Source organism: Rhizobium leucaenae USDA 9039 (assembly GCF_000426285.1).
GTDB lineage: Bacteria > Pseudomonadota > Alphaproteobacteria > Rhizobiales > Rhizobiaceae > Rhizobium > Rhizobium leucaenae.
This window is the reverse complement of the sequence record NZ_AUFB01000020.1, coordinates 1-14381: the sequence shown is the minus strand read 5'-3', so window position 1 is coordinate 14381 and position 14381 is coordinate 1. Positions and strand designations below refer to the sequence as shown.

Here is a 14381-nt window from a genome sequence, read left to right as displayed (position 1 = left end):
GCCCCGCACGGCGCGAGCAGCGTGCTTGACATTCTCTTTTTAAGTCTAATAATGCAAGTCAAATATTCAATGAGCCTCATTGTTGGAGATGATGCCGGAGGAACACTTATGGCACGACCTTTAGTCAGAGCGGCGGCCACGCTGGCGCCACGGGCGAATCCATGAAGCCCGCGCAGTTCGATTACATCGCACCGACAACTGTGGAGGAAGCAGCGGCGGCACTCGCCGCATCGGCTGGTGACGGCAAGATCATCGCCGGTGGGCAGAGCCTGATGCCGATGATCAATTTCCGGCTGGTGAAGCCCGCCATCCTTATCGATATCAACCGGATCGTGGGATTGGATAAGATAGAGTTCGACCGCGGCCGGCTGAAGATCGGGGCAACTGTCCGTCATCGCATGACGGCCACCGATGCGCTCGTCGCCCGGCACCTGCCGATCATTCGTGACGCTATGCGTCACGTCGCGCACATGACTGTGCGCAACCGTGGCACGTTCTGCGGTAGCGTCGCGCATGCGGACCCGGCAGCCGAAATGCCGCTGATGACCCGCTTCCTCAACGGCACTATCATTGCCTTTTCCGAGCGTGGCGAGCGCCGCATCCCGGCCGCGGACTTCTTTACCGGTTCACTCGTCAATGCCCTTGAAGACGACGAACTCGTCATCGCAGTAGAAATCGATGCCATGCCTAATGATGCGGGATGGGCCTTCGAAGAATTCGCCCGCCGCCACGGCGACTTTGCGCTTGCCTGCTTCGCAACAACTTTTTGCATCGAAAACGGTACGGCGAGCGGCGTTCGCATCGGCATGATGGGCGTCGGTGAAACCCCGCTGCGCCTGCCCGAAATCGAGGAGATTGTTGAGGGCACCGATCTTTCCGAACCCGTCCTCAATATGGTGGTAGAGAGACTGGCAAACATCCTCACCCCCAACTCAGATATCCACGCATCAGCGGATTATCGCAGGCACCTGTCTGGCGTATTGGCAAGGCGTGGGCTGCGTGCAGCATGGGGCCGCGCCAATGGGGAGATATCACGCCTTGGCTGACAAGCAGATCACTCTCAGCGTCAACGGCCAGTCCTATACGTGCACAGTTGAGCCCCGCGTGCTCCTCAGCGATGTCCTGCGGCATGAACTCGGGCTCACGGGAACCCATGTCGGCTGCGAACACGGTGTATGCGGCGCGTGCACCGTCCTTCTTGACGGGCGTAGCGCGCGCTCCTGCCTCACGCTCGCCGTTCAGGCAGAAGGTTTGGAGATCGAGACCATCGAGGGCCAGGGAAGCATCGACAGGCTCGGGCGCGTCCAGAAGGCGTTTCGGGAACACCATGGCTTGCAATGCGGCTTCTGCACGCCGGGCTTCATCATGGCTATCACCGATCTTCTGCGCCACCACTCGCTGGAAAGCGACGAGGAGATCCGTGAAGCGCTCTCCGGAAACATCTGTCGCTGCACGGGCTATGAGCACATCGTCAATGCCGTGCGCGAGTTGGCGCGGGAAAGAGGACCTCTCTAATGAAGATGCATTTTCTCGAGGGCGGCCGCCTGCGGATGCGCCGCTCGATCTTTGTAGCGGGAGCTGCAAAGGAAGAAACCACCGAACTGCCCGTGCATGCCGCGCTGATGCGCCATATCCGGGGCAATGTGCTCTTCGACAGCGGCTGCAATCCGGAAGCGGCGATCGACCCGCAGGCGCGTTGGGGCGGCCTCAGCAAGGTCATGACGCCAATCTTTTCACCGGAGCAGACCGTCGTCCACCAGCTCGAAGCCATCGGCCTGCAGCCCGACGACATCGATGTCGTCATTTGCTCCCATCTTCACCCCGACCATTGCGGATGCAATTCCTATTTCCGCAAGGCGACCATCCTGTGCCACGAAGCTGAGGCCGCGGCAGCCAAGGCCGAGGGTGCAGAAAATCTTGGCTATCTTCGAACGGAATGGGAACAGCCGCAGGGCTTCCAGACTTTCCATGCAGACCATGACGTGTTCGGCGATGGCCGTATCGTCGTCATGCCAATGCCCGGCCATACGCCGGGCATGAGCGTGGCGCGCGTCGAGCTGGAGAAGGACGGCAACTTCGTTCTCGCTTCGGATGCGGCACCCCTTCAGGCCAATGTCGAAACTGGTCTTGCGCCGAAAAACACGTGGGACATGGAAAAGGCAGCGACATCGCTCGCGCGGCTCAAGGCCTTACGCGACAGCGGCGATACGATTATCTCAGGCCATGACGACGTTCAGTGGCAGGGACTGAAAAAAGGTCCGGAGTGTTATGAATGACCCCTTCTGACCGTTCCGTCGAGCTTCGCCCCAAACTGGTCGGCAAGCGCGTCAAGCGCACGGAGGATCCTCGTCTTCTGACCGGGGTTGGACAATATGTCGACGACATGGCGCCTGCCGGTATGCTTCATGTCGCGTTGCGCCGCTCCGACCAGCCTCATGCCAAAATCTTGAAGATCGATATTGGTGACGCGTTCTCGGTTCCGGGCGTTGTCGCGATCTATGATGCAAGCGATCTCGAGGGAGAAATAAAGCCTGCCATTCCAACCTCACGGATGCCGGGCTATTACGCCACGCCGATCTGGCCATTAGCACGGGGTAAGGTCCGCTATGTCGGCGAGCCGGTCGTCGCGGTCGTGGCAGAAAGCCGCTATGCCGCCGAAGACGCGCTGGAACACATTACCATCGAATACGAGCCCCTCCCCTTCGCGATCCGGCAGGTCGATGCGGTCAGGGACGACGCGCCGCTCCTGCATGAAGAAGCGGGAACGAATACCATCATCCGCCGCGAATTCAAACGCGGCGATGTCGACGAAGCCTTCAAGGACGCGGCGGTCACCGTAAGGGGCCAGTTCCGGATGACCCGCAAGACCGCCGTCGCCATGGAAAACCGGTCCTATCTCGCCGAATGGGATAGTCGCAAGCAATCGCTGACGCTTTATACCTCTTCGAATATACCAGGCGTCATTCGAGACGTGCTCTCCAGCTGTCTCGATCTCCCTGGAACGCGGATGCGCGTCGTTGCGCCGGATGTCGGCGGCAGCTTTGGTGGCAAGGGATCGCTCTACGGCGAGGAAATTCTCGTCTGCGCACTGGCGCGGAAGCTGAAGCGGCCCGTAAAATACATCAGCGACCGCCTCGAGGATCTTTCCGCCACCAGCCAGGCGTTCGACGAACTGATCGAGGCGGAACTGGCGGTTACAAAGGATGGCATGCTGATCGGCCTGCGCGCCGATGTGATAGGCGATGTCGGCGCCTATTCGATCTATCCGTGGACGGCTGCGCTCGAAACGGTGCAGGTCGTCAGCTTCCTGCCCGGCCCTTACCGGATGGAGCATTACCGTGGCCGCATTCGCGGCGTGCTGACCCCAAAGCCGCCCACCGGCCCCTATCGCGGCGTCGGCCGTCCCTCGTCCACCTTTGCCATGGAACGCCTGATTGAGATGGCGGCCCGAAAATTGGGCATGGACCCGGTCGAGTTTCGCCGAAAGAACCTTGTGAGGAATGACGAATTTCCGTACCGCACCGCCTCCGGCATCATCTGGGACAAGTCGGCCTTTCAGGAGTGTCTCGAAGGCGCCTGCAGGCATGTCGATTATCCAGTGCTCGTTCGCGAGCGCGACGAGGCGAGAAAGGCCGGCCGCTGGGTCGGCATCGGGCTTGCCAGCTATGCGGAACTCACCGGCATAGGCTCGCGGATTTCGGTCGCGCCTGGCATGCCGATCAATACCGGGACCGAGACCTCCAGGATCGAGATCGATGCCACCGGCGCGATCACCGCCGCCTTCGGCATTTCGTCTCATGGTCAAGGGCTGGAGACGACGTTGGCGCAGGTCATTGTTGACGAACTCGGTTGCAAGCTGGAGGACATTGAGGTCAAGCACGGCGACAGCGCTCTTGTTCCGATGGCCAGCGGCACCTATGCCAGTCGTTCGGCCGTACTCGGTGGCGGCGCCGCAACGCTTGCCGCACGCGTTGTCAAGGCAAAGGTGCTGCGCGCAGCAGCCTATCTGATGGAGCAAGGTGTCGAGGATCTGGACATTCATGACGGCATCATCACCAGCCGAAACTCGAATTCGTCGATGACGTTGAGAGAGGTCGCCTCCGCCGTTTATACCCAGATGGGCCGCATTCCGCGCGACCAGCGCGAGGACTTGACGGCATCGGAGACCTATGACCCCTACCTCGGAACCGCCTGCTCGTCGACGCATCTTGCCATGGTCGAGGTCGATTCGGAAACCTACGGCGTGAGAATCCTCCGCTACGTGGTGGCGGAGGATTGCGGCAAGATCATCAACCCGATGATCGTGGACGGACAGGTTCACGGCGCGGTCGCGCAGGGAATCGGCGCAGCCTTGCTCGAAGAAATCGTCCATGACGATCAGGGACAGGCGGTGGCCGCCAGCCTGGCGGATTATCTTGTGCCGGTCGCGAGCAGCGTGCCCGAAATCGGCATCGTCCATATCGAGGCCGATCTACCCAACAATATCGGTGGCTTCCGCGGTATGGGCGAAGGCGGCACGATCGGTGCACCGGCGGCAATCGCTAACGCCGTATCCGACGCACTGGCTCATCTCGGCGTGTCCGTGGAGACACTCCCGGTCACGCCCGAAAGAATCTTCCAGATGCTCCGCGAGAGACGTCAGACTTCCACGGAAGCGACAGGCGCGCCGTAATCGATGGCCGACCGGCTATAGGTCGAACTGATATCGGAGCACATAGTCGGTATCCTTGGCCGCGATCGGCTTGCGGCACTCCGAGCACACGACGATCGCCGAGAAGTCCTGACCACAGGCCTTGTGGCGCAGCCTCATTGGGGGCTTGCCGTCAGCCAGCCAACGGTCCCCCCATGCCATCATCACCAGCATTGGCTTGTAGAGATCGAGACCCATTTCACTGAACCGATATTCGAACCGCTCGCCGGAATTGTACGGGACCTTCCGAAACACGCCGGCCTGCACCAGCCGCGCCAGACGGTCGGACAGGATATTCGTCGCGATCCCGAGATTTTCCCGCATTTCTTCGTAACGCCGCACGCCGTTCCATCCTTCCCTGAGGATCAGAAAACTCCAGCGGTCTCCAATAATCCCCAGCGTGCGTGCCACCGAACACGGTCGGACCCTCTCCAAGAGGCTAGGATCGGAGCTTCGTCGCGATGTGGGGCGATTTTCAACTGGAGCATAGCCTGCCCCAGGCCCGTCCCTCGGTGCCACCTCCTTGGCGGTGAATGGCTGAAGACATTCACCGCAGACGGTTACAGGATGGCAATTGCAGCCGCAGCTCTTGTGGATGAGTTGGAGGGGTGGCTCGCTTGAGCCGGCCAGCCACTTGTCACCAAACTCCATAAGAGAGAGCATTGTTGGGAAAAGATCTTTGCCACGCACCGTCAAAAAATACTGCTGCCCTGGTTCGTTCGGTCGTTTCCCGGTGCTTAGGATTTCGTTTGCGACAAGCGCAGACAGTCTGGAGGAGAGGGTCTGCCGCGGAATTCCTAACCGCTGCTGAAACTTGTCGAACCTGCGCACCCCAAAATAGGCTTCCCGAAGGATCAGGAAGTTCCAGGTATCCAGAACAATCTCCATGGTCCGACGCACGGATGATTGCCGCTGCATAGACAGGGGCTTACCCGATGAGGCCAAGGTAGTGTTTTCAATCTTTGTTGTAGTTACGTCATTCACGGACTAAAACCTACTCGCAAATAGGGCCACGTTTGCCAACAGATATAGACGGCAAAGTCTGATAATGAAAGTCAAAGCGAGCCCCACCCCTTATAAGTTGGGATGCCTTCCCGCGTTCAATCAGCGATGCGGAAGTAGTAAACGACGGTGACGGTTTATTTGAAGAGTGGCTCGTTTTTCCAAATTGCGCGATGTTTGTTCAAGGGGGAATGCTCCGGCGGGCGATTGAAATGGTCCCGCTTTTGCCGCGTTTCACTTAAAGGACGATAATGAAAATCCGGCTTTTCACCTTTAGCGTATCGGTATGAAGATCAGGTACGAATATGCACCGCGGAGCAACCGGCTTCGGCCTGTCGCGCGGATCGGGCCCTCCGCCGACATGGGCAAACTCGTCGATGCACGATCGCGCCACGAGAGAGACTGCTCCATCAGCCCCCGAACGAGCCCGAAACGACCGCTTCAACCAAGCCTCGTGATGGCGTTGGAGCGAGCCCCTGCGACGACAGATCCTTAAGCCGTTCAACGACGTTAGTGAGACCGACCTCCAGTCCATAGTGCATTAAGCCACCTCGCCAACGCGGGAAGCCGTATCCGTGGATTTCCACGAGATCGATATCGGCAGCACAAAGGGCTATCCTTTCGTCCAAAATCGCCGCTCCCTCGCTGATCATGGGGAAGATGATAGCTTCGGCAATAGTTTCACCGTCCCATGGAAAAGACGGGCGATCACCAGCTTCGCTGGAGATAATTCCCGCAACGACGTCCGACGGAAGTGGCTTGCGGTCACCGGGAGCGTAGTCGTACCAGCCGCCCGATGTTTTCTGGCCCAAGCGTCCAATCTCACACAGCCTATCAGCGATGGGGGCAAATACTGCCTCACCCCGAGTCCTCGCCGCCTTCCTCTGAAAGGCGGCAATATCAAGTCCGCCAAGATCCTGAGCTTCAAAAGGTCCCATCGGCATACCAAACTGCCTCATGGCGGCGTCGACAGCAGACGGCGTTGCGCCTGCAAGGAGAAGGCGCTCGGCCTGCGCACGGGTAACTTTAAGCAAGCGATTGCCGATAAAGCCATCGCATACACCGGCGCGGATTGGAATTTTCCCGAGCAAGCGAGCCAAGGCGATCCCTCTTGCAACGGCCTCTGGACTTGTCACAGAGGTCGGCACGATTTCCAAGAGCTTCATGACGTTGGCTGGGCTGAAGAAGTGCAGGCCGAGGAACCGCTCCGGGTTCTCTACGTGCGCCCCAATCTGGTTGGGGTCGAGATACGACGTATTGGTGGCCAGAAGGGCCTCTGCACTGCAAGCTTCAGAAAGGCTCTTGAAGACAGCTTGCTTGACAACCAAATCTTCGAAGACGGCTTCGATCACCAGATCAACATCTTTGAGCGTGTCGTAATCCGTGGACGTCTGCACCCCCGCAAGGCGATCTGCGGCGAGTTCAGCCGTTAACCGGCTACGCTTCACCAAGCCGTCGAAAATGGCGCGGACGTTGGACAGACCTCGTTCTGCAGCCTCTTCATCCCTCTCGATCAGGATAACAGGAAGTCCGGCGTTTCTAAGAGCAGCAATGATGCCCGCCCCCATCGTGCCGCCGCCGACGACCGCAGCCGAACGAATTTCCAGCGCGGGTACGCCATTCAGTTCCGGAGGACGCGGGGCAGCGCGTTCCGCAAAAAACACATGTCGCAACGCCGCAGCCTGTTTGGAAGCCCGAAGGTCCAGGAATGTGCTTCTCTCGAAAGCCATTGCGGCATGGAAGTCGACCTCGGTGGCGTTACGAATGGAAGCCAACGCCTTAGAGGGCGCTATCTCCCCCTTTGACTTGGATCTGACAGTGGACTCGGCTTGGCCCCAGAAGTCGCCGTCCTTTTGTGGTGCACTGCGCAGGGAGAGTGGTGGCGGCTTCGGCAGACCGACAATCGATTGCGCATAGGAGACTGCGCCCTCCCGAAGATCACCTTCCACGACGGTATCTATCAGACCGAGAACCCGCGCCTTATCGGTACCGATCACTGCTCCGGACGTCGCGAGGTCAACGGCAGCCTCGACACCGATCAGTCGCGGCAGACGGACTGTGCCGCCTGCGCCGGGAATGATCCCAAGTTTCACTTCCGGAAGGCCGAAGTTTGTCTTGGGCGCGGCGAGTCGATAACTGCAGCCCAGAGCTATCTCCAAGCCACCACCGAGCGCGTTGCCGTGTATCGCAGCCACCCAAGGTTTCTTGGCATGCTCGATCGATGCGACAACATCCGGCAGATGCGGTGCCTCAGGTGGCTTACCGAATTCATTCACATCAGCGCCAGCGATAAACGTGCGACCCTCGCATGCCAGCACAACAGCCTCGACAGCGGGCTCAGCATCCAGGCGGATAACAGCATCTAAAAGGTCGTGCCGCAGGTGTTTGGACAAGGCGTTGACGGGCGGATTATCGATTGAAACAACAGCAATCTGGCCCTGATATGAAGTGGTCACGGTCATATGAGAATCTCATGTGGTCGATGAGCGAAAGGAAGAAGATTCGGTTGGACGGGCGACCTATTCAGCAGCTTCCTGAAATGGTTTTCTCCACATCGCCACATGGAACCGATTCGCCACGAATGCAGCGTCGGTTAGACTTGCATTTCCCGCCGGATTGCCGCCAGTGACATGAAAATCGCTGAACGCGGCACTCTGGTTGACGAAAATGCCGCCGGTGAGATTGACTGACAGATTCACCCCAGCTCGGGCGAATCGATTTGCGGCAAAATCAATGTCGTCAACGTTCGTGCTATACAGAGCTGCTGTTATAGCTCCCTTTTTCGACGCCAACGCAGTTGCGCGGTCGATGCCATCTCGAACATCATCCACCGGTATGACGAACGAAATCGGACCGAACCGTTCTTCGCCATAAGTGTCGCTGGCGTCGGGTTCGACTGCCACGATAAGTGGCGTAGCAGTTCTGGCATCGCCCTGCCCCTCGACTGCTGAAGAGTCTCGGATGAGACGACCGAGCGTCCTGCCGCTGTCTACACGCTCTAGTGTGGCAGGGTTCGCGATCGCTCCACAGACGCCCGCCGCTCTGGCCGGGTCCGCAAGTAGCCTGTCGACGGCGGAGGCGATGCCATTTGCGACCTCGTTGAACGTCTTTGCACCTTCGTTCGTCTCAATCCCCTTACTCGGGATGAAGATATTTTGCGGAGACGTGCACATCTGCCCACTATAGAGCGACAGAGAGAACGCCAGATTGTCGCACATCCCGGCAAAGTTCTCGGTCGAGCCTATAACTACAGAGTTTATCCCGGCTTCCTCTGTGTAAACGTCACCTTGTGTGTTGTTTTTAATCCATTCCCCGAATGACGTTGAACCGGTGTAATCTATAATAGCGACATCGCGGTGACTTAAGAGGTCCCGCGTGATTTCAGAACCTGCCGTATCTGGACCAAGCAAAATTGCATCTGGTGGAAGACCCTGCTCAGCAAGGACCTGGCGTACGATGTCGACTGTCATTGCCAAGGGAAGGATAGCGGAGGGGTGAGGCTTCACAATCACGGTGTTGCCGCACGCTAGGCTCGCAAAAAGCCCGGGATAGCTATTCCACGTCGGAAAAGTGTTGCATCCGATGACGACTGAGATGCCCTTTGGTATGATTCGCCAATGTTTTTCCAGCACAATGGGTTCGCCCTTGCCTTGGGGCTTCGACCAAATGGCTTTGGACGGCACCTTCTTCATTTCCGCGTAGGCATAGGCGACAGACTCAAGTCCTCGTTCTTGAGCGTGAGGCCCACCAGCCTGAAAAGCCATCGCAAACGCTTGTCCGCTCGTATGCATCACCGCATTCGCAATTTCAAAGCTTCGATTGTTCAGACGAACCAACGCTTCCAGGCAAGACCCGACACGAGCCTCCGGCTCGACTTCCGCCCACGCTTTTGAAGCTGCCTTTGAGGCGTTCACCAAGGTGTTGATGGAGGCAGATGGATAGGTGATGCCAAGGCGAAATCCATATGGTGAAACCTCGTTTCCGATAGGCGCCTCAGCCGGATGATCAGGCAGATTAAACGGCTTTCCAAGTCTTGAATCGAACGCGGCAGCTGCATCGGCCTTGGCGGATTCGCCATATATTTTCCCGCTGGGAACCTCGGAAAATGCTGACCAATATGTGCGCTCTTGGGTTGCCTGCACAGCCCGCTCCAGCAGGACCCGATGTCTTTCAAACAATTCGCTCAAGAAAGCCTCCCTTGTTGCAGAGAATACAATTGACCGACCGGTCGGTTTATGCAAGTCTTTTTTATCGCCCTGTCGCGGCCGAGGAGGAAATATGCTCGAGATCGATACTGTCCTTGAGGACTTCAGCCAGGGCTTATTGCGCCTGACGCTCAACCGACCCGACAAGCTCAACTCGTTCAACGAGGATATGCATCTCGCCCTTCGACGGGGCCTTGAGCGTGCGCGCGATGATGCAGAGATTCGCGCGGTCCTTCTGACGGGCTCGGGTCGGGGCTTCTGCGCTGGGCAAGACCTGGGAGACCGCGATCCCCGCAAAGGTACGCCTGATCTCGGGCACACAATCGAGACCTATTACAACCCCCTGCTCCGCCTTATCAGGACAATCGAAAAGCCGATTGTCTGCGCCGTGAATGGGGTCGCCGCTGGCGCAGGCGCAAACATCGCACTTGCCTGCGACATCACGTTGGCCGCTCGCTCATCTCGCTTCATTCAGGCGTTCGCAAAGATAGGCCTTGTCCCGGACTCGGGCGGAACCTGGAGCTTGCCTCGCCTGATCGGGGAAGCACGTGCAAAGGCCCTGGTGCTGACCGCTGAGCCTTTGAGTGCGGAAAAGGCAGCTGACTGGGGCCTGATCTGGAAGGCTGTTGACGACGAACAGCTCCTGGATGAAGCCACGAAGCTGGGACAGCAGCTCGCAAGCGGTCCGACGAAAGGACTGGGACTTACAAAGCGAGCAATCCAGGCTGCCGCAACGAACTCTCTTGATCAACAGCTTGACCTCGAACGCGACCTTCAGCGTGAGGCAGGCCACAGTGCTGATTATGCCGAGGGTGTCTCTGCCTTCCTCGACAAACGGAAGCCGGAGTTCAAGGGACAATGAGCGTTGCTGAACAGCTCTCACCGCAAGAGCTTGCTGAGGCATGCGCCAAAGCCATGTGGGCAAATGACCACGCGTCTCAGTTCTTGAACATGAAGCTGATCGAGGTGGCACCTGGCAAAGCTTCGATCCAGATGACAGTCACGCGATGCATGCTGAATGGTCATCAATCCTGTCATGGTGGGTACATATTCACGGTGGCGGATTCGGCCCTCGCCTTCGCCTGCAACGGCTACAACCAGTGGACAGTGGCCCAACATTGTTCAGTGACGTTTATCGCTCCGGCCTTCGAAGGCGATGTCCTGACAGCGAGCGCAAAGGAAGTCTCCCGACGGGGTCGCGGAGGTATCTATGACGTGACCGTCGTCAACCAACAGGGTGAACAGATTGCCGAATTCCGGGGTCATTCTCGGACGGTCAAAGGCACGCACATTCCTGAAAATCGGTAGCCGGCTGACGCGTTAATTCCTTGGAGGAGGACAATATGGAAAATCTTGAACCACGCCCTGGCGGCGACCTTGAGGCGATTGAGACTGCATCTCGCGACGAGATCGGGGGCCTCCAGCTCAAGCGTATGAAGTGGTCCCTGACACACGCCTACGAAAACTCGTCTTTCTATCGTCAACGTTTCGATGAAGCTGGCGTGCACCCGTCTGATCTGAAAACTCTTTCGGACCTTGCCAAATTTCCGTTCACGACGAAGAAAGACCTTCGGGACACTTACCCTTTCGGCATGTTCGCGGTTCCGCGTGAAAAGCTTGCTCGAATCCATGCTTCATCAGGAACGACCGGCAAGCCGACCGTTGTTGGCTACACGCAGAAGGATATCGATACGTGGGCGACCGTCGTTGCGCGCTCGATCCGGGCCTCCGGTGGTAGAGCCGGGGACATTGTCCATGTCGCCTACGGATACGGTCTCTTCACGGGCGGGCTTGGGGCACATTACGGCGCAGAAAAGCTCGGCTGTACTGTGGTCCCGATCTCCGGCGGGATGACAGAGCGCCAGGTCACGTTGATACAGGACTTCAAGCCGCGCATCATTATGGTAACGCCATCCTACATGCTCTCGATTCTCGACGAGTTCCGTCGTCAGGACGTTGATCCCAGGGAAAGCTCCCTTGCCGTTGGAATTTTTGGTGCCGAACCATGGACGAACGCCATGCGCGAGGAAATCGAACGGGCTTTCGACATGCATGCTGTTGACATCTATGGCCTGTCCGAGGTTATGGGACCAGGAGTTGCCAACGAGTGCGTTGAGACAAAGGACGGTCTTCACATCTGGGAGGATCACTTCTACCCGGAGATCATCGATCCCGAGACGGGAGCAGTGCTGCCTGACGGTGAACTCGGCGAGTTGGTATTTACGACGTTGACGAAGGAGGGCCTGCCGATCATTCGCTACAGGACCCGCGATCTCACACGTCTCCTTCCAGGCACAGCCCGTACCATGCGCCGTATGGAGAAGGTTACCGGGCGTTCCGACGATATGATGATCCTGCGTGGCGTGAATGTTTTCCCGACACAGATCGAGGAGCAGATTCTCAAATGCCGTGGCCTGGCACCGCATTTCCAGATCGAGCTGACACGTGCTGGTCGCATGGACAACATGATCGTCCATGTCGAATGCATCGATGATGCGGCTGAAGACGGTGTTCGGGCCGGTTCGGCCAAGGAATTGGCGCATCACATCAAGAGCATCGTGGGCGTTTCGACAAAGATCGAGGTGCATTCGCCTGGTGGTGTTGCTCGTTCCGAAGGCAAGGCAAAACGGGTGGTGGATAAACGACCGAAGGAATGACCGGGAGGTCGGGATAGCCCGACCCCCAAATCTCAGTCTATAGGAAGTTTAGCTTTCTAAAACTGCGTGAACGAGAGAAACAGGGTTGCATGGCACGAACACGAGCGGTTGACTTTGAAGAAAAGCGTCGAGGAATCCTCGCGAACGCTGCGGCTGTATTTGCCAAGGAAGGCATGGAGAAAGCGTCTATGTCTATGATTGCGTCCCAAGGAGGTGTGTCAAAGGCCCTGCTCTATCATTACTATCAGAGCAAGGACGCGCTGATCTTCGACATCGTTCGCATTCACCTGACGGAACTTGATGCAGCGATCGAGGCCGCCGACAAACTGGACTTGGCTCCGCATGATCGGCTACGGTTGCTGGTGAAAGCGGTTTTGAGAAACTATGAAGGTCGCGACAACGAGCATCAGGTTCAGCTGATGGGTACCACCGCGCTCTCGGAGACCCAGTTGGCTGAGCTGCAACAGATCGAACGGCAAATTGTGAAGCGATTCTCGTCAGTCATTCGCGAAATAAATCCCGACTTAAGTAAGGACCGCCCATTGCTGATGCCAGTCACCATGTCACTCTTCGGAATGATGAACTGGGTGTACATGTGGTTCCGCCCTAATGGCCCGATCAGCAGAGACGAGTACGCTGATATCGCGACAACATTGATGCTAGAAGGCCTTAAGGCTGTTCGTTGAACTTAAGTCTCTCCAGAATTAAAGGATCATACTCCGGTGCGCTCATACGCCGCCTATCGGGCTCAACCTCTGTCAACGCGGTTGTCGCTACCAGCTTATCCCTGGCGTCGAGGGCCAAGCGCTGATAGACGCCGGTGCCTTGTCGCTTCCATGCGATTTCCTCGTCACTTAGCTCACGAATGACTTTTGCGGGCGAACCGACGACGAGGCTGTTTGGCGGAATGGCAAACCCGGCTTTCACGAAACTCATTGCTCCGACAATGGAGTTCTCGCCGACGACAGCTTCATCCATCACGACCGCATTCATCCCGACCATGGCGTTTCGACCAATCTTGCATCCATGCAGTACGGCTCCATGACCGATGTGACCGGACTCTCCGACAATGACCTCTAAGTTGGGGAAACTGTGAACGACGCAAGTCTCCTGAATGTTCGACCCAGTCTCCAGCAAAATTCGCCCGAAATCCCCTCTAAGGACCGCACAAGGCCCCACGTAGCAGCCCGGCCCAACAATCACATCCCCGATAAGCACTGCCGCTGGATGAACAAATGCGGTTCGGTCGATGACGGGTATCACACCGTCATATGCGTAGATTTGGGACACGATTTCACTCCAAGGTAGCGGCGGCCAGATGTATTAGGTCACTTTCCAGAAATGGCTTCAAGAAGCCGCCCAAGTCTTAGCCACCAGTGTGAGAACGCAGTACTGCGCCAACGGCTTATCGATCTGTGATTGAATGCTTGGCAAATGGCCGCTTCTAAAGCGACCACCAAGCAGCCAAAGCCTGGCATCTAAAGACCCCAGTAACCGCAAGCTCAAGCCCCGTAGTGCCGCCCCAGGGTGCCGAACTCGGGTTAACGCGATTTCCCGCTTGCCAGAAGTCTGATTCCCTATGGCCTCGATGATTCGGAGGGCATGGTGATGAACGTTGTGGCATTGGAGGGATTTGAGAAGTCGCGATTGAAGCTGTTGCTCGATCATCTCGGTGAGATCGAGGACGTTCGCGATCCCTGGCGTGTCGCCTACCGGTTGCGGGAAGTGCTGTTTCTGGTGGTTTGCGGCACGATCTGCGACTGTGAAGATTATGATTTGATTTCGGAATGGGGCGAACAGCATCTGGATTTCCTGCGCCGCTTTCTG

13 protein-coding genes are annotated in these 14381 nt (G+C 57.6%); 9 read left to right on the top strand and 4 right to left on the bottom strand.

Annotation, left to right across the window (positions count from 1 at the left end):
* Nucleotides 1–161 precede the first annotated feature (161 nt).
* From K290_RS0124435 to K290_RS0124420, 4 genes are read left to right on the top strand one after another with little or no spacing between them, the layout of a single operon-like run.
* Nucleotides 162–1046: an FAD binding domain-containing protein gene (locus K290_RS0124435; protein WP_028754281.1), complete on the top strand. Its 885-nt coding sequence runs from the start codon at nt 162–164 to the stop codon at nt 1044–1046.
* Nucleotides 1039–1515: a (2Fe-2S)-binding protein gene (locus K290_RS0124430; RefSeq protein WP_028754280.1), complete on the top strand. Its 477-nt coding sequence runs from the start codon at nt 1039–1041 to the stop codon at nt 1513–1515. The genes K290_RS0124435 and K290_RS0124430 overlap by 8 nt, the downstream gene beginning before the upstream one ends.
* Complete coding sequence (locus K290_RS0124425) at nt 1515–2276, top strand: N-acyl homoserine lactonase family protein (protein WP_028754279.1); 762 nt, start codon at nt 1515–1517, stop codon at nt 2274–2276. Before K290_RS0124430 ends, K290_RS0124425 begins: the two co-directional genes overlap by 1 nt.
* A complete protein-coding gene (locus tag K290_RS0124420) occupies nt 2273–4672 on the top strand; it encodes a xanthine dehydrogenase family protein molybdopterin-binding subunit (protein ID WP_028754278.1) in 2400 nt (799 codons plus the stop codon). Before K290_RS0124425 ends, K290_RS0124420 begins: the two co-directional genes overlap by 4 nt.
* Before the next feature lie 15 nt (nt 4673–4687).
* Here the strand turns inward: K290_RS0124420 and K290_RS0124415 are convergent, their stop codons facing one another.
* The 3 genes from K290_RS0124415 to paaN all read right to left on the bottom strand — a co-directional run bounded on the left by K290_RS0124415 (nt 4688) and on the right by paaN (nt 9879).
* Nucleotides 4688–5578 carry a winged helix-turn-helix transcriptional regulator gene (locus tag K290_RS0124415; RefSeq protein ID WP_028754277.1) on the bottom strand — a complete coding sequence of 297 codons (891 nt, stop codon included), beginning with the start codon at nt 5576–5578 and terminating at the stop codon, nt 4688–4690.
* Nucleotides 5579–6102: 524 nt separating this feature from the next.
* Complete coding sequence (locus K290_RS0124410; RefSeq protein ID WP_028754276.1) at nt 6103–8154, bottom strand: 3-hydroxyacyl-CoA dehydrogenase NAD-binding domain-containing protein; 2052 nt, start codon at nt 8152–8154, stop codon at nt 6103–6105.
* 57 nt (nt 8155–8211) lie between these two features.
* Nucleotides 8212–9879, bottom strand: a complete 1668-nt coding sequence (paaN, locus tag K290_RS0124405) for a phenylacetic acid degradation protein PaaN (RefSeq protein ID WP_028754275.1) — start codon at nt 9877–9879, stop codon at nt 8212–8214.
* Nucleotides 9880–9970: 91 nt separating this feature from the next.
* Here paaN and paaG point away from each other — a divergent pair, with 91 nt between their 5' ends.
* From paaG to K290_RS0124385, 4 genes are all read left to right on the top strand, one after another.
* Nucleotides 9971–10759, top strand: a complete 789-nt coding sequence (gene paaG, locus K290_RS0124400; RefSeq protein WP_028754274.1) for a 2-(1,2-epoxy-1,2-dihydrophenyl)acetyl-CoA isomerase PaaG — start codon at nt 9971–9973, stop codon at nt 10757–10759.
* On the top strand, nt 10756–11205 hold the full coding sequence (gene paaI, locus K290_RS0124395) for a hydroxyphenylacetyl-CoA thioesterase PaaI (protein ID WP_028754273.1): 450 nt from the start codon (nt 10756–10758) through the stop codon (nt 11203–11205). Before paaG ends, paaI begins: the two co-directional genes overlap by 4 nt.
* Nucleotides 11206–11240: 35 nt before the next feature.
* The gene (gene paaK / locus K290_RS0124390) at nt 11241–12554 is read left to right on the top strand and encodes a phenylacetate--CoA ligase PaaK (RefSeq protein ID WP_028754272.1); all 1314 of its coding nucleotides are present in this window, start codon (nt 11241–11243) and stop codon (nt 12552–12554) included.
* An 89-nt stretch (nt 12555–12643) separates the two neighbouring features.
* Entirely contained in the window at nt 12644–13240 is a 597-nt protein-coding gene (locus tag K290_RS0124385) for a TetR/AcrR family transcriptional regulator (protein ID WP_028754271.1), read from the top strand.
* Here K290_RS0124385 and K290_RS0124380 read toward each other — a convergent pair.
* Nucleotides 13224–13844, bottom strand: coding sequence for an acyltransferase (locus K290_RS0124380; RefSeq protein WP_028754270.1), 621 nt, complete (start codon nt 13842–13844; stop codon nt 13224–13226). The two genes, K290_RS0124385 and K290_RS0124380, sit on opposite strands and share 17 nt — an antisense overlap.
* A gap of 318 nt (nt 13845–14162) precedes the next feature.
* Here K290_RS0124380 and K290_RS34915 point away from each other — a divergent pair.
* On the top strand, nt 14163–14381 hold a 219-nt coding region (locus tag K290_RS34915), incomplete at its 3' end, for a transposase family protein (RefSeq protein WP_037136182.1).

Excerpts from the sequence above, each read along its gene's own strand:
- paaI (WP_028754273.1), top strand. The coding sequence starts at position 10,756 with ATGAGCGTTGCTGAACAGCTCTCACCGCAAGAGCTTGCTGAGGCATGC.
- K290_RS0124385 (WP_028754271.1), top strand. The coding sequence starts at position 12,644 with ATGGCACGAACACGAGCGGTTGACTTTGAAGAAAAGCGTCGAGGAATC.
- paaK (WP_028754272.1), top strand. The coding sequence starts at position 11,241 with ATGGAAAATCTTGAACCACGCCCTGGCGGCGACCTTGAGGCGATTGAG.
- K290_RS0124420 (WP_028754278.1), top strand. The coding sequence starts at position 2,273 with ATGACCCCTTCTGACCGTTCCGTCGAGCTTCGCCCCAAACTGGTCGGC.
- K290_RS0124410 (WP_028754276.1), bottom strand. The coding sequence starts at position 8,154 with ATGACCGTGACCACTTCATATCAGGGCCAGATTGCTGTTGTTTCAATC.
- K290_RS0124415 (WP_028754277.1), bottom strand. The coding sequence starts at position 5,578 with ATGGAGATTGTTCTGGATACCTGGAACTTCCTGATCCTTCGGGAAGCC.
- K290_RS0124425 (WP_028754279.1), top strand. The coding sequence starts at position 1,515 with ATGAAGATGCATTTTCTCGAGGGCGGCCGCCTGCGGATGCGCCGCTCG.
- K290_RS0124435 (WP_028754281.1), top strand. The coding sequence starts at position 162 with ATGAAGCCCGCGCAGTTCGATTACATCGCACCGACAACTGTGGAGGAA.
- paaG (WP_028754274.1), top strand. The coding sequence starts at position 9,971 with ATGCTCGAGATCGATACTGTCCTTGAGGACTTCAGCCAGGGCTTATTG.